We start from the raw sequence: 21,029 nt of genomic DNA, 5'->3' as shown, positions 1-21,029 counted from the left end.
CTCTCACTGCATGCGGCGCGCGGTTTTCGCATTCAGGGCATTGATCCTGTCCTGCCAGAATGCGCTTGCGGTGCCGAAAACATTGTAGCCGACGTGGGTGGAGACCTTGATGCGGTCGAGGATCGACAGCTCGGTCACCGTCTCCATACGCCTTGTGCTGGGATCGTAGACGATCAGCTTCAGCGGGGTGTGTTCGAGGATGTAGCGCGATACTGCGTGCGAGCGGTCGCTGCCGTGCTCCTCGCACATGACGACGCTGTCGGCCTGGAGCAGCCGGGCGCCGCCCTTGATCGCCTCGATCTCGACGCCCTCGACGTCGAGCTTGATCAGGTACTTGCCGGTGCTAGCGACCTTGCCGTCGTCGATCAGATTGTCGAGCGCGATGACCGGCACGTCCTCGCCGACCGCCGACGCATCGCCGGCAATGCTGAAGGCCTCGTGCTTGGTGCCTGACAGACGCGCGGTGCCACGGGCCGCGCCGATCGCGCATTTCATGGTCTCGAAGCGGCTGCCGTTGATGCGGGCGTTGTTGGCGAGCTTCGGATAGTTCTGCCCGGACGGCTCGATCGCGATCGCCTTGTGCGAACCGAACGGCTTGCTCGACACCAGCACCGACCAATAGCCGTAATTGGCGCCGCAATCGAGCAGCGTATAATCGACGTCGATGGAGTCGGCGAACAACAGCTCCAGCTCGTCCTCATAATTGTAGGAGCGGTTCAGCAGCTTGCTCCAATAGCCGTCGCCGTAGGGAAATTCGAACACGGCGTCGGGGTTGAGCTTGATCGCGATGTTGCGCTCGGGCAGCGTCTTCCGCAGCAGATTGGCGCAGGCGATGTAGCCCATATGCGAGAAGTGCGACGAGATCTTCGATCCCGTCACCAGCGCCAAGGCAGCCGTCCGCTCCCACAGGTTGGCCCCTTCAAGGGCCCCCGAGGCGCGGTCAAACTGGATCGGCGCCTGCGCCATCACCGATCGACCTCTCCGAACACGATGTCGAGCGAGCCGAGGATCGCCGAGACGTCGGCGAGCAGATGACCGCGGCAGATGTGGTCCATGGCCTGCAGATGCGCAAAGCCCGGCGCGCGGATCTTGCACTTGTAGGGCTTGTTGGTGCCGTCCGAGATCAGAAAGACGCCGAACTCGCCCTTGGGCGCCTCGACCGCGGCATAGACCTCGCCGGCCGGCACGTGGACGCCTTCGGTGTAGAGCTTGAAGTGGTGGATCAGCGCTTCCATCGAGCGCTTCATCTCGCCACGGCGCGGCGGTGCGACCTTGTTGTCCTCGACGACGACGGGGCCCTTCCCGTCGGCTGCGTTCAGCTTCTGGATGCACTGCTTCATGATGCGCACGGACTGGCGCATCTCTTCCATGCGGATCAGATAGCGGTCGTAGCAGTCGCCGTTCTTGCCGATCGGGATGTCGAAATCCATCTCGGCGTAGCATTCATAGGGCTGCGACTTGCGCAGATCCCAGGCCGCGCCCGAACCGCGCACCATCACGCCGGAGAAGCCCCACTCCCAGGCTTCCTTCAGCGAGACGACGCCGATGTCGACGTTGCGCTGCTTGAAGATGCGGTTGGCGGTGAGCAGCCGGTCGAGATCTTCGACCACTTTCAGGAACGGATCACACCAGGCGTCGATGTCGTCGACCAGCTTCTGCGGCAGGTCCTGATGCACGCCGCCGACGCGGAAATAGGCTGCGTGCATGCGACTGCCGGAGGCGCGCTCGTAGAACACCATCAGCTTTTCGCGCTCTTCGAAGCCCCACAGGGGCGGGGTCAGCGCGCCGACGTCCATCGCCTGCGTGGTGACGTTGAGCAGGTGCGACAGGATGCGGCCGATCTCGCAATAGAGCACGCGGATCAGCTGCGCGCGGCGCGGCACCTCGATGCCCAGCAGCTTTTCTGCAGCCATGCAGAAGGCGTGCTCCTGGTTCATCGGCGCGACGTAGTCGAGACGATCGAAATAAGGGATCGCCTGCAGATAGGTCTTCTGCTCGATCAGCTTTTCGGTGCCGCGATGGAGCAGGCCGATATGCGGGTCGACGCGGGCGACGACCTCACCATCCAATTCAAGCACAAGACGAAGAACACCGTGCGCAGCTGGATGCTGCGGTCCGAAGTTGATCGTAAAGTTGCGAAGCTGTTCGGGTTGCTCGTTCATGATCAGACCTTCGGCCCTGCTTTTTCATCGCCCGGAAGGACTGGATAGTCGGCGCCCTCCCACGGGGACAAAAAGTCGAACTTGCGGAATTCCTGGTTGAGCCTGACCGGCTCGTACACCACCCGTTTCTCCTGGTCGTCGTAGCGGACCTCGAGGAAGCCGGTGGTCGGGAAATCCTTGCGCAGCGGATGACCCTCGAAGCCGTAATCGGTCAGGAGGCGGCGCATGTCGGGATGACCGACGAAGATCACGCCGTAGAGGTCGTAGGCCTCGCGCTCGAACCAGTCGGCGCCGGGAAACACTTCGATCAGCGACGGCACCTGCGTGGTCTCGTCGGCCTGGGCCTTGAGCCGGACCCGCGCGTTCAGGGTCGGTGACAGGAAGTGATAGATCACGTCGAAGCGCTTTTCGCGCGACGGATAATCCGCCGCCGTGATGTCGGTGAAGTTGATGAAGCGGCAGTTCGGGTCGTCACGGAGGTACTTGACCACCTCCACGATTTTGCTGACCTCGACATCCACCGTGAGCTGGTTGAAGGCCACCGAATGACCGATGGCGGCGCCCGGAAGCGCGCTAACGATCGTCTGCCCCAGGGCGTCGAGCTTGGCGTCGTCCATGACGTAAAACCTTAGCGTTCGATGGTGCCGGTGCGGCGGATCTTCTTCTGCAGCAGCAGCACGCCGTAGAGCAGCGCTTCCGCCGTGGGCGGGCAGCCCGGCACGTAGATGTCGATCGGCACGATACGGTCGCAACCGCGCACGACCGAGTAGGAATAGTGATAATAGCCGCCGCCATTGGCGCAGGAGCCCATCGAGATGACGTAACGCGGCTCGGGCATCTGGTCGTAGACCTTGCGCAGCGCAGGCGCCATCTTGTTGGTCAGGGTCCCCGCGACGATCATCACGTCCGACTGACGCGGCGAGGCGCGCGGCGCGAAGCCGAAGCGCTCGACGTCGTAGCGCGGCATCGACACCTGCATCATCTCGACCGCGCAGCAGGCGAGCCCGAAGGTCATCCACATCAGCGAGCCGGTACGCGCCCAGGTGATGAGGTCGTCGGTCGCGGCGACGAAGAAGCCCTTGTCGGACAGTTCCGAATTGACCTCGAGGAAGAACGGATCATTGGCCCCGACCGGCTTGCCGGTCGACGGGTCCAGGATGCCCTTGGGGGCCGGCGCGAGAACCGGACCGGCGGACGACACAGGGTTCAATCCCACTCGAGTGCGCCTTTCTTCCATTCATAGGCGAACCCGACCGTCAGCACGCCAAGGAACACCACCATCGACCAGAAGCCGGTCGCGCCGAGCTTGCCGAACGCCACCGCCCAGGGAAACAGGAACGCCACCTCGAGGTCGAAGATGATGAAGAGGATGGCGACGAGATAGAAGCGGACGTCGAACTTCATGCGGGCGTCGTCGAAGGCGTTGAAACCGCACTCATACGCCGACAGCTTTTCCGGGTCAGGCTGCTGGAACGCCACGATGAACGGCGCGATCAGCAGCACCAGGCCAATGAGGCCCGCTACCCCTATGAAGACGACGAGTGGAAGATAGTTCTGCAGAATGCCGCTCATTGACGAGCCCTTTTTCCCGCAGCCTCGGGACAGCCACGGATTCGTCCAGTTTGGAATTGTTCTGAGCCTTAGCGCAGTGCACCAATGGGCGCAAGACACGCTCTTTTTAGGCCCTTTGTCGCCCTCAGAACGGTGGAAATCCCGGAATCACCCCGCGGCTGGTATGGAGCAGATCGACCGCCCCAGCAAGGGCGCCCCGATCAGTCCACACGCGCTGGGCCGTGACGTCCGTGGTTGGGAAGGCTCACTCTATCTAGGCCGCGACGCTGCAAAGTCCAGATTACAACGAGGCCAAGCGCGCCCATTATCGGGCGAGCGACCCGGGAGCCATGCATCACGATCGGACCCGGGCTCGTCTGGCGAATGCGTCGGGCAGGAGGCGCCCGCTTCGCCGCAGCGAAAAATGGGTGGCGAGCGCGGCGGCAACGTGGCTGGGTCGTCGCGCGCCGCGCTCGCATGAGCTTCGGGCCGGGGGGCATGGCCCGCGAGCTCATCGATCTCGTGGTGGAAGCCGGGTGACGAGCCGGTCAGGCTCTCACGATCGCCTTTCGCCTTTCCCCACCATTTGGCCTGTCCTCACCATTTGTAGGAAACGCTGGCGGTGACGCGCCGGCGGTCGCCGTAGAAGCAGGAGGACGCCGCCGCGCAGCTGGCGACGTAGATCTTGTCGGTCAAGTTGACCACGTTCAGCGCGGTGCGCCAGTTCTGCCACTCATAGTGGAGCGCGAGATCGCCGAGCACGACCGCGGGAACCTCGAGGGTATTGGCGGTATCCGCCCACGACGAACCGATATAGCGAACGCCGCCGCCGAAGCCGAAGCCCGCCAGCGGCCCGTCCTTGAAGGTGTAGTCCGCCCAGCCGGACACCAGGAGCTCAGGCGTGTTGGTCGGGGTCTTGCCAACCAACGCCGGGTCCAGATCCCTGCTGTTGAACAAATGGTAAGCCGTGAACGAGCCGATCAGCTTCAGCTCGCGCGTGGCGTTCGCCACCGCTTCGAGCTCGATGCCGCGCGAGGTCACCTCGCCGGTCTGGTTCTGCAAGGTCGTGACGACAGGATCAGTGGTTGCCACGTTCTGGCGCTTCAGGTCGAACACCGAGACGGTGAAATAGCCGTCAAATCCCCGCGGCGCAACCTTCACGCCGATTTCCGCCTGCTGGCCGGTCTCCGGCAGGAACAGCTGGTTTTGCGCGTTGAGGCCGATGATCGGATTGTAGCTCGTGGCGTAAGACACATAGGGCGCGATGCCGTTGTCGAAATTGTAGATCAGCCCGGCGCGCCCGCTGAACTTGCTGTCGTCGCGGCTGGCGAGCGTGGCGCCGGTATCACGGCCAGCCTGCGTCGTCTCGACCCAATCGTTGCGGCCGCTCAGCACCAGCGTGAAGTTGCCGAGCTTCATCTGGTCCTGAAGATAGGTGCCGGCCTGCTTCTGCGTGATCTGGAAGTTGCGGAACGGTGCGCCCGTCAACGGAATGTCAAATCCATAGGCGGGATTGAAGATGTTGATCGAAGGAACGGTGCTGAAGTTGAATGCCTGATAGTCGTCGATCTGGTAGCCCTTCAAATCGACCCCGAACAGCATGGTGTGCCGCACCGCGCCGGTGTTGAAGCGGTACTCCAGCTGGTTGTCGAGATTGGCCTGGTTGGCGGTGTTCTTCGCGTACCAATTGTAGCGACCGAGACTGGCCGTGTTGATGTCGGCCCAATTGTTGCCGACGTAGCCGCGATAGGTCACGTCGACATGGGCAAAGCGCGCATTTTGCCGGAACGTCAAATCGTCGGTGAGATTGCGCTCGACCTGATAGCCGAGCATCTCCTGCTCGCGCGTGAACTTGTCGACGCTGGGATCCCCGGCGAAAAAGCTGGTCGGGATCTTGCCAAACCGAGCGTTGGTCACCGTGCCCTCATAGGGTAGGAAGTTGATGCCACGGGTTTCCTGCCGGGAAGCTGAAGCCAGCACCGTGAACGTCGTGTCGGCGTCCGGCTTCCAGGTCACCGACGGCGCGATGAAGTAGTTGTTATCCGGCGTGAAATTGACTTGCGTGGGGCCGTTCTGGACCTGGCCGACGACGCGGTAGAACAGCTTGCCGTTCTCAGGGCTCGTCGCGACCGGACCGCCGACATCGAAGCCGACATAGGCATTGCCGAAATTGTTGACGCCGGTCTCGATGAAACGGACGGGCTCCGCGGGCGGCATCTTGCTGATGACGTTGACGATGCCGCTCGGGCTCGATCCGCCATAGAGCACGGCCGACGGACCGCGCAGCACTTCGACGCGCTCCATGTTGGGCGTCTGAAGCTTCCAGCTCGCATAGGACGTGTAGAACAGCTGCATGCCGTCGAGGAACAGTCCGACATCGTCGGACTTGAAGCCGCGGATCAGCCACCAGTCGTTGCGCGTGTCCGCGCCAAAGGTCCCGGCGCGGACTCCGGCCGTATAACGCAGGACCTCGTCGAGCTTGTTCGCCTTCTGGTCGCGGATCTGCTCCGCGCCAATCACCGACACCGCCTGCGGCGTCTCCATGATCGGCGTGTTGGTCTTGGTGCCGGACGAGCTGCGGCCGGCGACGTAGCCGTGCACCGGCCCGCGTGGCGTCTCGACGAAACCGACATTGCGCGGCGGCGGCCTGCTCCGGCTGGCGGTCTGCTCGGATGATCGCGGCGCGCGGCGCTGGACGGAGGGCGCCGCCCGGCGGCGCGCTTCCGGCGCGGTGACGGTCACCGACGGAATGTTCTGCGCGCCACTCTGCGCAGGAGATTGTGCAAGCGATGCCTGCGGCAGCAAAACCCAGGCGGATGCGGTCGCCAATACGGCCGACCGCAGCATTCCAAGACTGTTCACGCGCAACCCCAAAACTGCGTGTTTTGATTGCACATGCTGTCGGCCAATGACGGCATGCGCTTGCGGTGACGCTTAGGGGAGCGCGCGCGAATTCCCTAATTGAAAGCCTCTTAGAAGGAGTCTTAGAAAGAGTCTTGGAAAGGGTCTTGGAAGCGATCCAACATGTTCCCGGATCGCCGAAACGTCAGCGCGAAATCTTCTCGCTCTCGAGCATCTGGGCGGCGATCGCCGTCAGCTGATCGACCTGCTGCAGCAAGGTCGCGAACTCGGCTTCGCTCAGATGTTCGCGCAAACGCCGATTGCGCTCCTGCGCACCGGCGACGATCGCATCATGTGCCGCAAGGCCCGTTGCGGTCAGCGAGACCAGCACCTCGCGGCTGTCTTTCGGGTTGGCCGATTTCGCGATCAGCTTGCGCGACACGAGTTCCGCAAGCGCGCGGCTGATCTGCCCCTTGTCCTGGCCGACGGCTTCCGCAAGCCGCGCCACGCTCATCGGCGGCCGCCGGCCGAGCGAGGCGACCAGGCCGAACTCGACCGATGACAATCCGGCGAGGCGCTTGTAGCGCAGGATGGCACCGCGCTTGAGCAGATTGGCCAGCACCATCAGCCGCGACGATAGCATGACGGTGATCGGCGCCGGCGACTGACTTTCGTCCGCATCGGACGATGTGCGCCCGGCCCTGCTTGATGTCTGGCTCATGGTCCACCTCTGCCAAGAAAGCCGCGGCGTGCCAAGTCTTGGTAGCGCGACCTCCCCAGCCTGATCCGAATGCGACTAAGAGGCATTTAGAAATCGTTGACATTGTCATCTATCTAATCTTCACTTGGCACAAGGCATCAAAAATGGCCCGGCCGGTACGGCCAACTGCGGGAGGACCGGTATGAGCATCACCCAGCGGGATCGCGATCTCGGCACGGCCTATGCGATGAAGCCGGCGCACACCCGCACCGAGCTCACCTCGGTCGTGCGCGGCACGCCGATGGGCGAACTGCTCCGCCGCTACTGGCATCCGGTCGGGCTGATCAGCGACGCCACCGACACGCCGAAGAAGGTTCGCGCGCTCGGCGAGGATCTGGTGCTGTTCCGCGACAAGCACGGCCGCGCCGGTTTGCTGCACGCTCGCTGCTGCCACCGCGGCACCACGCTCTATTATGGCAAGGTCGAGGAGGACGGCATCCGCTGCTGCTATCACGGCTGGAAGTTCGACACCGAGGGTCATTGCCTGGAGCAGCCCTGCGAGCCCGACGGCGGCCAGTTCAAGGACAAGGTGCGCCAGCCCTGGTATCCGGTCGAGGAACGCTACGGGCTGATCTTCGCCTATATGGGCCCGGCCGAGAAACGCCCGGTGCTGCCGGCCTATCAATGCCTGGAGACCATGGACGACGGCGAGTTCGTCGAGGCCGACGATTCCTCGATCGGCGGCGGCGGTCCCGCGATCATCCCCTGCAACTGGCTCCAGCATTTCGAGAATGTGGTCGATCCCTACCACGTGCCGGTGCTGCACGGCTCGTTCTCGGGTCCGCAATTCACCAACATGATGGCGTCGATGCCGGAGGTGACGTTCGACAAAACGCCGCGCGGCATCGCCGTACGCTCGATCCGCAAGCAGGATGACGGCCGTGTGTTTTACCGCGTCACCGAGGCGGCGCTCCCCACCTTGCGCGTCGTGCCGAACCCTCGCGTGGCGCAGTTCGCCCGCGTCGAGTCGCTCGGCTGGACGCTGCCGATCGATGACACCTCGTTCCGCATCTACGTCGCCGGTCGCGTCAAGAGCGCCGGCGACATCGGCCGCATGCGTTCGAAGTTCAACGGCAAATTCTGGTGGGACATGACCGAGGAAGAGCACCAGCAATTTCCGGGCGATTACGAAGCCCAGGTCGGCCAGGGACCGCAGACCATCCATTCCGAGGAGCATTTCGGCCAGAGCGACCGCGGCATCCTCATGATCCGGCGCATGCTGAGCGAGCAGCTGGAAGCGATGGAAGCAGGCCGCAATCCGATCGGAATCTCATTCGATGTGAACGCGCCTCCGGTCGAATTCGAAGCGGGGAATTACATCCGCGAAGGCTGACATGCCAGCGCCAATCAGGGCTGGACCGACAACGATAACAAAGACTAATTGGGGGAAGCGATGGTCGATGTGACGTCACAAATGTCGGTGCAAACGGCCGCCGCGGCAAAACCCTCGGCACGGCGCTATTACGTGCTCGGCCTGCTCACCATCATTTACGCGCTGAACTTCCTCGACCGCACGATCTTCAACGTCCTGATCGAGCCCATCAAGAAGGAATTCCAGCTCAGCGACACCATGATGGGCCTGCTCGCGGGCTTCGGCTTCGCCCTGTTCTATTCCCTGCTCGGCATTCCCATCGCGCGCGTCGCCGACCGGCTCAACCGGCGCAACATCGTCGCCGCTGCGTTCGCGTTCTGGAGTGCGATGACGGCGTTGTGCGGCGCCGCTTCGAGCGTCACTTCGCTGGCGCTGGCGAGGATCGGCGTCGGCATCGGCGAATCCGCTGGCTCCCCCGCCTCGCAATCGATCGTCGCCGATCTTTTCGCCAAGAACGAGCGTCCGCGCGCGCTCGGCATCTACGCCGTCGGCACCTATCTCGGCGTCTTCCTCGGCTATTTCGTCGGTGGCTACGTCAACCAGCACTATGGCTGGCGGATGGCGTTCTACGTCGCGGGCCTGCCCGGCATCCTGCTCGCCTTGATCCTTTGGCTGACGATCTCCGAGCCGAAGCGCGGCGCCATGCAGGAGAATTTCGTGCCTGAGCCGCTCGGGCCGACGCTGCGCTTCCTGGCCTCGCAGCAGAGCTTCATCATCGTGCTGATCGGCTTCTGTCTCACCACTTACACGAACTATGCGACCGCGGCGTGGATACCGCCGTTCCTCGCGCGCGTGCACCATCTGTCGAGCGCCGAGATCGGCACCTATGCCGGCACTTTCAAGGGGCTCGCCGGCATGGCCGGAACCCTGCTTGGCGGCTTCGTGGTGGCGCAAATCAGCCGCCGCGACGACCGCTGGAAGCTGTGGGCGCCCGCCATCACCTCGGGCCTTGCTGGCCCGGCGTTTGCGCTGTGCATGCTGACGCAGGACTTTGCGACGATGGTGGCCATGCTGGCGCTGACCTCGTTCCTGGTCGGCTTCCATCTCGGGCCGATCTTCGCGATCGCGCAGACGGTGGCCAAGCCGAGCATGCGGGCGCTGGCCTCCGCCCTGATCGCGCTCACCGCCACCTGCTTCGGCCAGGGCGTCGGGCCGCTCGCGGTAGGCGTGGTCAATGATGCCCTGAAGGGCGCTTACGGCGCCGAGGCCGTGCGCTATTCCCTGCTCTCGGCGGCGGTCACGACCACGCTGGGGGCGCTCCTGTTCGTCTGGGCGGCGCGCGCGATCCGGGACGATATCGGCCGGGCGGCCGTCTGAGGCCGGTGCAGGCCGCAAGCCCGGCGAAACCAACCGGCCGTACTCATGAAACCATTTTGCGGAACCCGCGAAACCATCCGGAAACAGACGGTCCTTACAAGAAGAGCCATAGACGGCGGCAAAGCCCGTCGGGAGGCTCAGATGAACCACTCAATTCACTCTGCTGATCGTGCGACCCACCTGAAGATCGTGGTGGTGGCGCTGGTGGCCGGCATCACGGTGGCCGCCTTCGGAATCGCAGCCCGCACCAATGCCGATTACAGCCAGACCGCCCAGTCCGCCCACGTGATCAAGGCCGGCAAGCCGGTCGTGGTCACCAGCGCCGGGACGTCGGAGATCCGCTGAGGACCAAAAAGGTCCGGTTTGATACCGAACGGCCGCCTTCGGGCGGCCTTTTTGATTCAGGCGATGGGGTGATGCTCCGATATGGATCGGGTCAATAGCTGCCGCAGCAGTGCTTGAATTTCTCGCCTGAACCACAGGGACAGGGATCATTGCGGCCGACACCGCTCTGCCCATAACGCAGCCGGTTGAGGGCCTTCCTGTTCTGCTCCAGGATCATCTTGCGGCGCGTCTCCTGCACGCCGATCACGGCAGCATTGTCGCCGGCGTCCCAGAACGCCTGCGGCTTCAGATGGGCGAGCTTGCCGCTGACATAGACCGGGTAGAACCAGCCGAGCGTTCCGTCGCGCAGGCGCTGCAGCGTCGTCAAATCGTAGAGGAAGAAACCTGCGTCCAGCAGCATCGCGTTGATGTCCTGGAAGTCGTCAACGTCAGTCTCGCAGACGACCACGCTGCAATTCTCGAGCACGTACCGCGCGCCCTTCAGTGCGGCCTGTTCCGCGCCCTGCACATCGAGCTTGAGCAGGAACGGCGGCTTGAGCGACAGCTCCTCGACCAGCGCATCAAGCGTCGTCGCCGGCACTTTCACCTTGCTGGTGGAGAGGTCGTTGACCCGCGACCAGTAGACGTCGCCGGCGGGGCGCAGCGATGACCAGTAGGGATGCACGGATTCCGTGATCTCGATCTCGCCCTCGTGGTCGGTGATGGCGCAAATGCGATAGTGCCCGCCAAGCACCTCCTTGATCGCCTTGAGGGAGTCCTCGTAGATCCTGTTAGCATCGACGTTCAGTGGCACCGCACCGCCGAGGCACGACTGATGGTTGAGCACGAAGTGCCCATCGGCGCAGCCCAGATCGATGACGGTCCCGTAGCGCACGCCCTTCGCGAACAAATTCTGCAACGTCGCGCTGAAATCGGCTGCCTGCATCAAATCGATCCGAACAATCCCGGATTGAGCGGTACCATGCGATCGACGGCGCGATCAATCCGGCGCCTGACGGCCGTCGCGCGGGCGAGGAATTTTTGCGGAGGTCGAAGACCAAAAAGCGTGCAGGCGTCGGGTCGCGCGTGACCCGGGATCGAAGCGAGATCAGGATTTGAAGATAAGGGGATGAAAGGATTGCCAAAAATGGCGCGAGAGACGGGGCTCGAACCCGCGACCTCCGGCGTGACAGGCCGGCGCTCTAACCAACTGAGCTACTCCCGCGTGACACGCAAATGTCTGCGGAACGAGGGGGGACTTAAAGGCCGGACCTGTTGAAGTCAAGGATGTTGCATCCACAGCCGGAACGATCGGTTTTCCGCTGAGAGCGCGCACGAACGTGACCCTCGCCCGCGGGCCTGACGTGTCAGTCCAGCCCCGAATCGTCTACCCCTCCGGGAACTTGCGGGGTTTGGGGGCCGTCATCCCGACCACCGGCAGGAATCGAGGAGGCCAGACATGGCTAAGAAAGACTCGGCCAAGAAGGATTCGGCGAAGAAGGCAGCCGCGCCCGCCACCATCACGCTCAAGCACCTCGCCGCCGACATTGCGGAGAGCCAGGACCTGTCGAAGAAGCGCGCCGAGGCCGTTCTGACCGATATGGTCGACCTGATCACCAAGCATCTGAAGAAGGGCGACCGCGTCCGCATCGTCGGGCTCGGCATCCTCCAGGTCCGCAAGCGCGCCGCCCGCACCGGTCGCAATCCCGCCACGGGCGAGCCCATCCACATCAAGGCCAGCAAAAAGGTCGCCTTCCGCCCGGTCAAGGAGCTGAAAGAGGCGATCTGACCACTCACGTTTCGTTAAGCCTGATCGGCGTGCTCCGGCCGCAACGCGGCCCAGTTTTCTGGTATACCGCCTCTCTCACCTCACTCGGCGGTTTGACCAGAAATGTCCTCCCTCACCTTTTCGCACACCGTGACCGAGCGCTTCCTGCGCTACGTCACCATCGACGCCCAGTCCGATCCGGAATCCCCGAGCTCGCCCTCGACGGAGAAACAGAAGGATCTCGGCCGTGTGCTCGCCGCCGAGCTCAGGGAAATGGGCGTCGAGGACGCTCATCTCGACGATTACGGCTACGTCTACGGAACGATCCCGGGCAACACACCCAAGAAGGTGCCGGTGATCTGCTTCTGCTCGCACATGGACACCTCGCCCGACGTCACCGGCAAGGACGTCAAACCGCAAATGGTGAAGAACTATCGCGGCGGCGATATCACCCTCCCAGGCGACACCAGCCAGGTGATCCGCTTCGCCGAGCATCCGGCGCTGAAGAACCAGATCGGCAACGACATCATCACCACCGACGGCACCACGCTGCTCGGCGCCGACAACAAGGCCGGCGTCGCCGAGATCATGGATGCCGCGCATTTCTTCATCAACAACCCGCAAGTGAAGCACGGCACCATCAAGATCCTGTTCACGCCTGACGAGGAGATCGGCCGCGGCGTCGACAATGTCGACATCAAGAAGCTGGGCGCCGAGTTCGGCTACACCATGGACGGCGAGAGTGCGGGCAGCGTCGAGGACGAGACCTTCTCGGCGGACGGTGCCACCATCACCATCAACGGCGTCAGTGCCCACCCCGGCTACGCCAAGGGCAAGATGGAGCATGCCATCAAGATCGCCGCCGCCATCGTCGAGCGCCTGCCCCGGGAAGGCTGCTCGCCCGAGACGACATCAGGCAAGCAGGGCTTTCTGCATCCGATCGGCATCGAGGGTGCGCTGGAGCAGGCGACGCTCTCCTTCATCGTGCGCGACTTCACCGAGGAAGGGCTGAAGGAGAAGGAGATCCTGCTCGAGAACATCGTCAAGGACGTGATGAAGGATTTTCCGCGCTCGACCTACACATTCGAAGTGCGGGAGCAGTACCGCAATATGAAGCAGGTGATCGATCGCCACCCGCACATTCTCGAATACGCCATCGAAGCGATCCGCCGCGCCGGCCTGCGCCCGATGCGCACCGCGATCCGCGGCGGCACCGACGGCTCCCGCCTGTCCTTCATGGGCCTGCCCTGCCCCAACATCTTCGCCGGCGAGCACGCATTCCACTCGCGGCTCGAATGGGTCAGCCGGCAGGACATGGAGAAGGCGGTTCAGACGATCGTCCACCTCGCCATGATCTGGGAGGAGAAGGCCTAGCGCCTCTCGTCGCGCCTCTGGTCAAAGCACACCATGGCCGGGATCGCTCCCGGCCATGTTCTGAACGTTACGGCACCGGCATCGCGCGCGGATTGCGATGGAAGCGGTTCGAGCTTGCCATCCACTTCGGCAGCGGTTCGCCGTCGCGATGGCGACCGCCGGCAACCGCCGCAGCCCAGGCCACCGCCGCGCCGATCAGGGTTGCTGCCGCAACGGAGAAGGCGACGATGATGGAGTTACGCCGCGCCCGATTGATCGCCGTTCTTGAATCCGCGATCACGGCGTCGACCCGTCGTTCCGAGTCGGGTGCCGCGAGTCCCGTCAGCGCGGCCACCTGCTGCACGAGGTAGGCCCGATCATCGGTGCTGACGCCGCTGTGGCTCGATGACGTCATCAGGATGCGTCCTGCTTCGGCACGAGGTTCCCTGAGGTCGGTGTTGGGGGGCCGCCGCGCTACGCGAAACAGCTTATCCAGCTCGTAACTCAACAAGGGCTCGGCGGCGGAGGTATTGCTGGCCGAACTGCGCATCGGCGAGCGGTCAATCGCTGCTGCGCCGAGCATCGCGAGCAGAGCGGCACCAAGCAGCACGGCAAGCGCCCAGGACATCAGCCCATGCACGCCATCCCGTCGTTCGCCATCGTCTTCGATCGTCGCAATCGCCGGCGCTGGTCGCGCTGTACGGCCGGCGACATAGCCGCCAAAGCCGAAGCTGATAATCGCCTGGATGATCAAATAGAAGCCGGACAGCAGCGCAAGCGCCGCCGAAGCATCGCGCCATGTCGGCGAGGCTGAACTGACGCCTAGCCCGACTGCGACTCCAAAGCCGACCAGGATGAACGACATAGCGCCGGCAGCCAAAGCGCCTGCGATGACCGAGCTCCACTGGATGGTGCGCCGGTCATCGGCAGCGACGCCGCCGCCTTCCATGATGTCTTCCCGTATGAGAGTTTCCATCGTCATCACCGCCCTCTCAACGCAGGCCGAAGAACGACAGGATCGCCATGATCACGACGATCAAGCCGATGAGATAAATCAATCCGTCCATGGTCCGTCCTCCTCAATGTCTCCTCGTCGCTAATCACAACGAATAAGGAACGTTCCAAATTGGACCGAGCCTGCGGGAACGAACCGGCGCGATGCGGATTATCTGTCCAAGTCCCAAGGATGAAGTTTGTGAGCACGAAAGCCCCAGCCGGTCGGTCCCGGCTGGGGCTTTGTTTTTGGGCGGCGGTTCCTGTCCTATGTTAACGACGCCGGCTCTCCGATCATCAAGGATGCGATCGGGGCGGAACCTCTGGATTGGGAGAGCCGCGTGGATCGCAGAACCGCGTGCCTTCATCAGGCAGATGCATTCCGGGAAAAGGCAATCGCCGATCCCGAGCACCACGACCAGTGGATCGACGAAGCCATCAAATGGCTGGAACGGGCCATGGAAGCGGGCTGTCACGCCGTCGTCACCGTCGAAGACGGCGACACCAGCGATGTGCCGGAAGCAGCACGCGGAGCGGCAGCCGATGCTCAGCTCAGCCTGATCACGCGCCAATGATGAAGAGCTGCCGTCTTCGCGACCGCTGCGGCAATTGTTCCAGGGACGCAACAATGTTGCGGGTCGACACTGTTCCCGCCCCCATGCTAGGCCGGACGCAGACCGCAACCAGAGTGAAATCGTGCTCGCGAACCGCCAGCCCTCAGGATCATGCCGGCCGCGCAACTGGCGCGGGCTGCTGTCTGTGCTGATCGCGGTTGTCTACCTGCTCGCGGGAGCGCTGCATGGCCTGCATGACATCGACGTCACCACGCCCGGTGGCGGCTCGGAGATCAGCGCGGTCCTTGACGGCTCCGCAGATCACAACGACCACAAGGCCATCGGCGGACATCATTGCCATGGCTGCTTCTCGGTGACGGTGGCGCAGCCGGCGCCACCGGCCGCATCGATCGGGCTCGTGTCCGTATCGCGCCCACAACGCGCACCCCGGCTCGCCGGAATTGTTCCCGACACCGACTCCCCGCCTCCCAAACATATGGCCTGAACGGATTGGTCGGGCGCCGCGCGCGCCCATTCGGTCATCATTTACAGGTCGGTTTCATGTTTTGCAGGGGAATGGCCGCGCGCCTGGCGTGCGCGGCAGCGTGTCTGATTGCCGGATTGGCGCTTGCGCCGTCTCACGCCCAGACTCTGACGATGCGGAGCGCGCTCTCGCGCGCGCTGGCCACGAGCCCGCGGCTGACTGCGGCGGAGCGCGATGTCGGCATCGCCACGGGCCAGCGCATCCAGGCAGGTGCGCTTCTCAATCCGGAGCTGACCTATGAACAGGACAATTCGTTCGGGTCCGGCATCTATCGCGGCACGCGATCGGCCGAGACCACGCTGCAGATCAGCCAAGCCTTCGAGCTGTTCGGCAAGCGCGACGCGCGGATTGCGGCGGGTGTCGCCGGCATCGAGGTCGCCGCGATCCAGCGCAAGGCCGTCAGGCTGGAGGTGCTGTCGGAGACCGCGATTGCCTTCCTTAGCGTGCTCGGCGCACAGCGGCGCATCCAGATCCTCGACGAGCAGATCACCGCCATTGACCGGCTGACGCCGCTTTTGCGCCGCCGCGTCGAGGCCGGTGCCTCTTCGCCGGCCGAGACCGGCCGTGCGGAAGTGGCATCCGCCTTGGTGAAGGCCGATCGCGAGCGCTTCAAGGCGACGCTGGCCAGCGCCCGGCGCGAGCTTGCAGTCCTGATGGGCGACGCGGCTCCGAAATTCGGCGAGGTCTCCGGACGGCTCGACACCATGGGACGGCCGCCGACATTCCAGTCGGTCGTCGCCGCGATCGATGCCAATCCGCAGTTGGTGCGCTGGACCGCGATCTATGCCCAGCGCAATGCCGAGCTGTTGCTGGCGCGGCTGCGGCCCTATCCCGACGTGCGGATCGCCGCCGGCTGGCGCCATTTCAACGAGACCAATGACGACGCGGCGCGCCTCACCGTCTCGGTGCCGATCCCCGTGTTCGACCAGAACCAGGGCAATATCCTCTCGGCGCAGGAGAGCCTTGCCAAGACCAAGGCCGAGCGCGAGGCCAACCGCAACACGCTGATCGTGGTCGCCGGCCGCGCCTACGACTCGCTCCAGGGCTCGCTGCGCGAGCTTGCGGTGCTGCGCGAGAGCGCCATTCCCAAGGCCACCGAAGCGTCTGACGCCATTGCTCAAGGCTACGGCCAGGGCCGTTTCAGTCTGCTCGAAGTGCTCGACGCCCAGGCCAGCGTCACCCAGGCGCGGCTGCGCGAGCAGGAGGCGCTGCAGAATTTCCACGCGGGGGTGGCGACCATCGAAGGCCTCGTCGGCAACCCCTTCACGCTGGCGCGGGAGAGCGCACGATGAAGACGTCCTCCACCATCCTCGTCGCATTCGTTGCCGCCGCGCTTGGCACCGCACTTGGCGCTTACGGCTATTCCCTGCTCGGCCCGGCCAGGGTCGAGCATGCCGAACACGCCACGGACAAGAAGCCGGAGAAGCCGAACGACCATGTCGAGCAGGACGAGCACGGCGCCGACCGGATCCGCATCTCCGACATCAAGCTCGCAGCCGCCGGCGTAACGTTGGCGGAAGCCGCGAGCGTCACGCTGACCGACACGCTCGCCTTCAACGGCATCCTGCGCGCCAACCAGGAAGCCGTGGTGCAGGTGACGCCGCGCTTTCCCGGCGTCGCCAAATCGATCCAGAAGCGCATCGGCGACAAGGTCGGCAAGGACGATCTGCTCGCCGCGATCGAGAGCAACCAGAGCCTCACCGTCTACGAGCTCAAGGCGCCGCTTGCCGGCACCATCATCGAGCGGCAGATCTCGCTCGGCGAATACGCCTCCGAGCAGAAGCCGGCTTTCGTCGTCGCCGATCTCTCGACCATCTGGGTCGACCTGTCGATCTACCGGCAGGATCTGCGGCGCGTTCGCCTCAACGACGAGGTGCTGATCGATCCCGACGACGGCCGCGGCGAGATCAAGGGCACCATCTCCTACATGGCCCCGATCGGCTCGAGCGAGACCCAGACCGCGCTGGCGCGCGTGGTGCTGCCAAATCCCGACGGGCGCTTGCGTCCCGGCCTGTTCGTCACTGCACGGCTGATCCTCGCCGCGCGCGACGTCGCGGTCGCCGTGCGCAAAAGCGCGATCCAGACGCTGGAGAACAGGACCATCGTTTTCGTCCGCGAGGACGGCGACAAGATCGAGGCGCGCCCCGTGGAGCTTGGCGATTCCGATTCCCGCCATGTCGAGATCAGGGCCGGACTATCGGCCGGCGAGCATTACGTCGCGGAAAACAGCTTCGTCGTGAAGGCGGAGATGGGCAAGGGCGAGGCCGAGCATGATTGAGCGCCTCATCGCGGTCTCGCTGCAGCAGCGCTGGCTGGTCCTCTTGCTCGCACTCGGCGTCGTCGCTTTCGGCGCCTGGAATTTCCAGCGCCTGCCGATCGACGCCGTTCCTGACATCACCAACGTCCAGGTCCAGATCAACACCCGTGCGCCCGGCTATTCGCCCCTGGAAACCGAGCAGCGCATCACCTTCCCCGTCGAGACCGCGATGGGTGGGCTGCCGAAACTCGACTACACCCGCTCGCTGTCGCGCTATGGCCTGAGCCAGGTGACGGTCGTCTTCAAGGACGGCACCGACATCTATTTTGCCCGCCAGCTCGTCGGCGAACGGATCCAGCAGGTAAAGGACCAGCTTCCGGCCGGCGTCGAGGTCGCGATGGGACCGGTCTCGACCGGGCTCGGCGAAATCTTCATGTACACCGTCGAGGCCAAGGCGGGCGCGAAGACGCAAGGCGGTCACGACTATTCGCTGACCGATTTGCGCACCGTGCAGGACTGGATCATCAAGCCGCAGCTTCGCAACGTGCCGGGGGTGATCGAGGTCAACACCATCGGCGGCTTCGAGCGGCAATTCCACGTGCTCCCCGATCCCGGCAAGCTGATGGCCTACCGGCTCGGCTTTCGCGACGTCATGACGGCGCTCGCCGCCAACAATGCCAATGTCGGCGCCGGCTATATCGAGCGTAATGGCGAGCAGTATCTGGTTCGCTCGCCGGGCCAGGTCGGCAATGTCGGCGAAATCAGGGACATCGTCATCGGCTCGCGCGGCGGCAATCCCGTCAGGATCAGGGACATCGCGACCGTCACCGAAGGCCGCGATTTGCGCACGGGGGCCGCAACGCGCGATGGCGAGGAAACCGTGCTCGGCACCGCCATGCTGTTGATCGGCGAAAACAGCCGCACCGTGGCGCGCCGTGTCGCGGCCCGGCTCGAGGAGATCGCCAAATCGCTGCCCGACGGCGTCGTGACGCGGACCGTCTACGACCGCACTGATCTGGTCGAAGCCACCATCCGCACCGTCGAGAACAATTTGGTGGAAGGCGCGGCCCTGGTCGTGGCCGTGCTGTTCCTGATCCTCGGCAACATCCGCGCAGCGCTGGTAGTGGCCTGCGTCATTCCGCTGTCCATGGCCATGACGGTCACCGGCATGGTCGAGACCAGGGTCAGTGCGAACCTGATGAGCCTGGGCGCAATCGATTTCGGCATCATCGTCGACGGCGCCGTGATCATCGTCGAGAACTGCCTGCGCATGCTGGCCGAGGCCCAGCGCGAGAAAGGCGGCCTGCTCACGATCTCCGAACGGCTGTGCGCGATCCGGCGCGGGTCGAGCGAGGTGATCAAGCCGAGCCTGTTCGGAACGCTGATCATCGCGGTGGTCTACCTGCCGGTGCTGACGCTGACCGGCGTCGAAGGCAAGATGTTCACGCCGATGGCGCTGACGGTGCTGATGGCACTGGCCGCCGCGGTGCTGTTCTCCATCACCTTCGTGCCGGCCGCGGTCGCCATCTTCGTCACCGGCAAGGTGTCGGAACACGAAAACCTGTTCATGCGGCTGGCGAAGCGCGCCTATCTCCCCCTGCTCCGGCTGGCGATCGACCATCGCCTCGGCGTCGCAATCATAGCCGCCATCATCGTGGTCGCAAGCTGCGTTGCCGCCGCGCGCATGGGCGGTGAGTTCATTCCGAGCCTGGACGAAGGCGACGTTGCGCTGGCCTCGATCCGGATTCCCGGCACCAGCCTGACCCAGTCGCTGGACCTGCAAAAGGCGCTGGAAAAACGCATCAAGCAGATTCCGGAGGTGAAGGAGTTCTTCACCCGCATCGGCACCGCGGAGATCGCGACCGACCCGATGTCGCCGGCACAGACCGACGGCTACATCATGCTGAAGCCGCGCGCCGAATGGCCCGACCCCGGCAGGCCCAAAGCCGAGGTGATCGAGGCCATCGACCGTGCCGCCGACGACATCCCCGGCAGCGCCTATGAAATCTCCCAGCCGATCCAATTCCGTGTCAACGAGCTGATCTCCGGCGTGCGCAGCGACGTCGGCGTCAAGATCTTCGGCGACGATCTCGACATCCTGCAAGGCGCGGCAAAACAGGTGGAGGCTGCGATCCGCGGCATCCGCGGCGCCAGCGACGTCAAGATCGAGCAGGTCTCGGGCCTGCCGATCCTCACGGTTCGTCTCGACCGCCAGGCACTCGCCCGGTACGGGCTCAGCATCAGCGAGGTGCAGGGCATCGTCGAGATCGCGGTCGGCGGCAAGTCCGCCGGCAAGCTGTTCGAGGGCGACCGCCGCTTCGACATCGTCGTGCGCCTGCCGGAACATCTGCGCGGCAATCTCGAAGCCATCAGGGCGATCCCGATCCCTCTGCCGCCCGGTGAGGAAGCAACAATCGGTGCGCCGATCCGGACGGCACTGCCCGGCTCCCCCCTCGCCCAGATGCGCTATGTGCCGCTGTCGTCGGTCGCAACCGTCGATGCGACGCCCGGCCCGAACCAGATCAGCCGCGAGAACGGCAAGCGGCGCATCGTCGTCACCGCCAATGTCCGCGCGCGCGACCTCGGCTCCTTCGTCACCGAGGCCGAGGCGGCTGTCGCGGAGAAGGTCAAACTGCCGCCGGGCTACTGGATCGGCTGGGGCGGACAGTTCGAGCAATTGGTCTCCGCCACCAAGCGGCTTACGCTGGTGGTGCCGGTGGCGCTGCTGCTCGTGTTCCTGCTGCTGTTCATGGGCATGGGATCGGCGGCGGATGCGGCGCTCGTTTTCTCCGGCGTGCCGCTGGCGCTGACCGGCGGCGTCATGGCGCTGCTGCTGCGCGGCATTCCCCTATCCATCAGCGCTGGCGTCGGTTTCATCGCGCTGTCGGGCGTGGCCGTGCTCAACGGGCTCGTGATCATCGCCTTCATCGAGCGGCTGCGCAGCGAGGGGCACCCCGTTGTTGACGCGGTGCGCGAGGGCGCGCTGACACGCCTGCGTCCGGTGTTGATGACGGCGCTGGTGGCGTCCCTCGGCTTCGTGCCGATGGCCCTTGCGACCGGCGCCGGTGCCGAGGTGCAGCGGCCGCTCGCGACCGTGGTGATCGGCGGCATCATCTCCTCGACCGTGCTGACGCTGCTGGTGCTGCCGGCGCTCTACGTGCTGTTCCGCCGTGACGGGGGCGCCGAAAGGCCTACAATGGCGCCTGATCTGGCAGCTTCCGGGGAGCGGTAGA

The 21,029-nt window shown here is 64.3% G+C and carries 19 protein-coding genes and 1 tRNA gene; 10 read left to right on the top strand and 10 right to left on the bottom strand.

Annotated elements, in window-relative coordinates; genetic code table 11:
* Positions 1-3: 3 nt before the first annotated feature.
* From ABIB91_RS17130 to ABIB91_RS17100, 7 genes are all read right to left on the bottom strand, one after another.
* Entirely contained in the window at positions 4-966 is a 963-nt protein-coding gene (locus ABIB91_RS17130) for an FkbM family methyltransferase (RefSeq protein WP_007603550.1), read from the bottom strand.
* Positions 966-2,162, bottom strand: coding sequence for an NADH-quinone oxidoreductase subunit D (locus ABIB91_RS17125; protein ID WP_007603549.1), 1,197 nt, complete (start codon positions 2,160-2,162; stop codon positions 966-968). The genes ABIB91_RS17130 and ABIB91_RS17125 overlap by 1 nt, the downstream gene beginning before the upstream one ends.
* A gap of 2 nt (positions 2,163-2,164) precedes the next feature.
* Positions 2,165-2,779 carry an NADH-quinone oxidoreductase subunit C gene (locus tag ABIB91_RS17120; RefSeq protein WP_007603539.1) on the bottom strand — a complete coding sequence of 205 codons (615 nt, stop codon included), beginning with the start codon at positions 2,777-2,779 and terminating at the stop codon, positions 2,165-2,167.
* 11 nt (positions 2,780-2,790) lie between these two features.
* A complete protein-coding gene (locus tag ABIB91_RS17115) occupies positions 2,791-3,378 on the bottom strand; it encodes a NuoB/complex I 20 kDa subunit family protein (protein ID WP_007603537.1) in 588 nt (195 codons plus the stop codon).
* Positions 3,369-3,734 (bottom strand): NADH-quinone oxidoreductase subunit A, encoded by a 366-nt coding sequence (locus tag ABIB91_RS17110; RefSeq protein ID WP_007603535.1) that lies wholly within the window; start codon positions 3,732-3,734, stop codon positions 3,369-3,371. The genes ABIB91_RS17115 and ABIB91_RS17110 overlap by 10 nt, the downstream gene beginning before the upstream one ends.
* 576 nt (positions 3,735-4,310) lie before the next feature.
* Positions 4,311-6,560 carry a TonB-dependent siderophore receptor gene (locus ABIB91_RS17105; protein WP_354164315.1) on the bottom strand — a complete coding sequence of 750 codons (2,250 nt, stop codon included), beginning with the start codon at positions 6,558-6,560 and terminating at the stop codon, positions 4,311-4,313.
* 199 nt (positions 6,561-6,759) lie between these two features.
* Complete coding sequence (locus ABIB91_RS17100) at positions 6,760-7,275, bottom strand: MarR family winged helix-turn-helix transcriptional regulator (protein ID WP_354164098.1); 516 nt, start codon at positions 7,273-7,275, stop codon at positions 6,760-6,762.
* A gap of 181 nt (positions 7,276-7,456) precedes the next feature.
* On the opposite strand from ABIB91_RS17100, the gene ABIB91_RS17095 reads away from it, so the two are divergent.
* The 3 genes from ABIB91_RS17095 to ABIB91_RS17085 all read left to right on the top strand — a co-directional run bounded on the left by ABIB91_RS17095 (position 7,457) and on the right by ABIB91_RS17085 (position 10,348).
* A complete protein-coding gene (locus ABIB91_RS17095; RefSeq protein WP_354164096.1) occupies positions 7,457-8,647 on the top strand; it encodes a Rieske 2Fe-2S domain-containing protein in 1,191 nt (396 codons plus the stop codon).
* Positions 8,648-8,707: 60 nt separating this feature from the next.
* Complete coding sequence (locus ABIB91_RS17090) at positions 8,708-10,003, top strand: spinster family MFS transporter (RefSeq protein ID WP_354164094.1); 1,296 nt, start codon at positions 8,708-8,710, stop codon at positions 10,001-10,003.
* Between the two features lie 141 nt (positions 10,004-10,144).
* A complete protein-coding gene (locus ABIB91_RS17085; RefSeq protein ID WP_007603528.1) occupies positions 10,145-10,348 on the top strand; it encodes a hypothetical protein in 204 nt (67 codons plus the stop codon).
* A gap of 91 nt (positions 10,349-10,439) precedes the next feature.
* Here the strand turns inward: ABIB91_RS17085 and ABIB91_RS17080 are convergent, their stop codons facing one another.
* Together ABIB91_RS17080 and ABIB91_RS17075 are read right to left on the bottom strand one after the other, a co-directional pair.
* A complete protein-coding gene (locus tag ABIB91_RS17080; protein WP_007603527.1) occupies positions 10,440-11,273 on the bottom strand; it encodes an FkbM family methyltransferase in 834 nt (277 codons plus the stop codon).
* Between the two features lie 202 nt (positions 11,274-11,475).
* Positions 11,476-11,552: transfer RNA gene (locus tag ABIB91_RS17075), tRNA-Asp, on the bottom strand.
* Positions 11,553-11,786: 234 nt separating this feature from the next.
* Between ABIB91_RS17075 and ABIB91_RS17070 the strand changes: the two genes are divergently transcribed.
* Together ABIB91_RS17070 and pepT are read left to right on the top strand one after the other, a co-directional pair.
* Complete coding sequence (locus tag ABIB91_RS17070; protein ID WP_007603525.1) at positions 11,787-12,116, top strand: HU family DNA-binding protein; 330 nt, start codon at positions 11,787-11,789, stop codon at positions 12,114-12,116.
* Positions 12,117-12,218: 102 nt separating this feature from the next.
* Positions 12,219-13,469, top strand: a complete 1,251-nt coding sequence (pepT, locus tag ABIB91_RS17065) for a peptidase T (RefSeq protein ID WP_354164090.1) — start codon at positions 12,219-12,221, stop codon at positions 13,467-13,469.
* 67 nt (positions 13,470-13,536) lie between these two features.
* Here pepT and ABIB91_RS17060 read toward each other — a convergent pair whose 3' ends face one another.
* Positions 13,537-14,430, bottom strand: a complete 894-nt coding sequence (locus ABIB91_RS17060; RefSeq protein WP_354164088.1) for a hypothetical protein — start codon at positions 14,428-14,430, stop codon at positions 13,537-13,539.
* A gap of 352 nt (positions 14,431-14,782) precedes the next feature.
* Between ABIB91_RS17060 and ABIB91_RS17055 the strand changes: the two genes are divergently transcribed.
* From ABIB91_RS17055 to ABIB91_RS17035, 5 genes are all read left to right on the top strand, one after another.
* Positions 14,783-15,016, top strand: coding sequence for a hypothetical protein (locus ABIB91_RS17055; protein ID WP_007603522.1), 234 nt, complete (start codon positions 14,783-14,785; stop codon positions 15,014-15,016).
* A gap of 121 nt (positions 15,017-15,137) precedes the next feature.
* The gene (locus ABIB91_RS17050) at positions 15,138-15,500 is read left to right on the top strand and encodes a hypothetical protein (RefSeq protein ID WP_007603521.1); all 363 of its coding nucleotides are present in this window, start codon (positions 15,138-15,140) and stop codon (positions 15,498-15,500) included.
* Positions 15,501-15,556: 56 nt separating this feature from the next.
* Positions 15,557-16,831, top strand: a complete 1,275-nt coding sequence (gene ihpA / locus ABIB91_RS17045) for a divalent metal ion exporter subunit IhpA (RefSeq protein WP_063996134.1) — start codon at positions 15,557-15,559, stop codon at positions 16,829-16,831.
* On the top strand, positions 16,828-17,817 hold the full coding sequence (gene ihpB / locus ABIB91_RS17040; RefSeq protein ID WP_354164085.1) for a divalent metal ion exporter adaptor subunit IhpB: 990 nt from the start codon (positions 16,828-16,830) through the stop codon (positions 17,815-17,817). The genes ihpA and ihpB overlap by 4 nt, the downstream gene beginning before the upstream one ends.
* Entirely contained in the window at positions 17,810-21,028 is a 3,219-nt protein-coding gene (locus ABIB91_RS17035; protein WP_354164083.1) for an efflux RND transporter permease subunit, read from the top strand. The genes ihpB and ABIB91_RS17035 overlap by 8 nt, the downstream gene beginning before the upstream one ends.
* Position 21,029 lies beyond the last annotated feature (1 nt).

It is taken from the genome of Bradyrhizobium sp. JR4.3, assembly GCF_040547695.1.
Taxonomy (GTDB): Bacteria; Pseudomonadota; Alphaproteobacteria; order Rhizobiales; family Xanthobacteraceae; genus Bradyrhizobium; species Bradyrhizobium canariense.
Note: the sequence above shows the minus strand (reverse complement) of the source record. Positions and strands in the feature narration are given on the sequence as shown.

What these genes read in the sequence shown, in the direction of transcription:
- ABIB91_RS17105 (WP_354164315.1), bottom strand. Translation starts at nt 6,560, where the DNA reads ATGCTGCGGTCGGCCGTATTGGCGACCGCATCCGCCTGGGTTTTGCTG.
- ihpA (WP_063996134.1), top strand. Translation starts at nt 15,557, where the DNA reads ATGTTTTGCAGGGGAATGGCCGCGCGCCTGGCGTGCGCGGCAGCGTGT.
- pepT (WP_354164090.1), top strand. Translation starts at nt 12,219, where the DNA reads ATGTCCTCCCTCACCTTTTCGCACACCGTGACCGAGCGCTTCCTGCGC.
- ABIB91_RS17100 (WP_354164098.1), bottom strand. Translation starts at nt 7,275, where the DNA reads ATGAGCCAGACATCAAGCAGGGCCGGGCGCACATCGTCCGATGCGGAC.
- ABIB91_RS17125 (WP_007603549.1), bottom strand. Translation starts at nt 2,162, where the DNA reads ATGAACGAGCAACCCGAACAGCTTCGCAACTTTACGATCAACTTCGGA.
- ABIB91_RS17070 (WP_007603525.1), top strand. Translation starts at nt 11,787, where the DNA reads ATGGCTAAGAAAGACTCGGCCAAGAAGGATTCGGCGAAGAAGGCAGCC.
- ihpB (WP_354164085.1), top strand. Translation starts at nt 16,828, where the DNA reads ATGAAGACGTCCTCCACCATCCTCGTCGCATTCGTTGCCGCCGCGCTT.
- ABIB91_RS17085 (WP_007603528.1), top strand. Translation starts at nt 10,145, where the DNA reads ATGAACCACTCAATTCACTCTGCTGATCGTGCGACCCACCTGAAGATC.
- ABIB91_RS17095 (WP_354164096.1), top strand. Translation starts at nt 7,457, where the DNA reads ATGAGCATCACCCAGCGGGATCGCGATCTCGGCACGGCCTATGCGATG.
- ABIB91_RS17130 (WP_007603550.1), bottom strand. Translation starts at nt 966, where the DNA reads ATGGCGCAGGCGCCGATCCAGTTTGACCGCGCCTCGGGGGCCCTTGAA.
- ABIB91_RS17120 (WP_007603539.1), bottom strand. Translation starts at nt 2,779, where the DNA reads ATGGACGACGCCAAGCTCGACGCCCTGGGGCAGACGATCGTTAGCGCG.
- ABIB91_RS17035 (WP_354164083.1), top strand. Translation starts at nt 17,810, where the DNA reads ATGATTGAGCGCCTCATCGCGGTCTCGCTGCAGCAGCGCTGGCTGGTC.
- ABIB91_RS17060 (WP_354164088.1), bottom strand. Translation starts at nt 14,430, where the DNA reads ATGACGATGGAAACTCTCATACGGGAAGACATCATGGAAGGCGGCGGC.
- ABIB91_RS17090 (WP_354164094.1), top strand. Translation starts at nt 8,708, where the DNA reads ATGGTCGATGTGACGTCACAAATGTCGGTGCAAACGGCCGCCGCGGCA.
- ABIB91_RS17110 (WP_007603535.1), bottom strand. Translation starts at nt 3,734, where the DNA reads ATGAGCGGCATTCTGCAGAACTATCTTCCACTCGTCGTCTTCATAGGG.
- ABIB91_RS17080 (WP_007603527.1), bottom strand. Translation starts at nt 11,273, where the DNA reads ATGCAGGCAGCCGATTTCAGCGCGACGTTGCAGAATTTGTTCGCGAAG.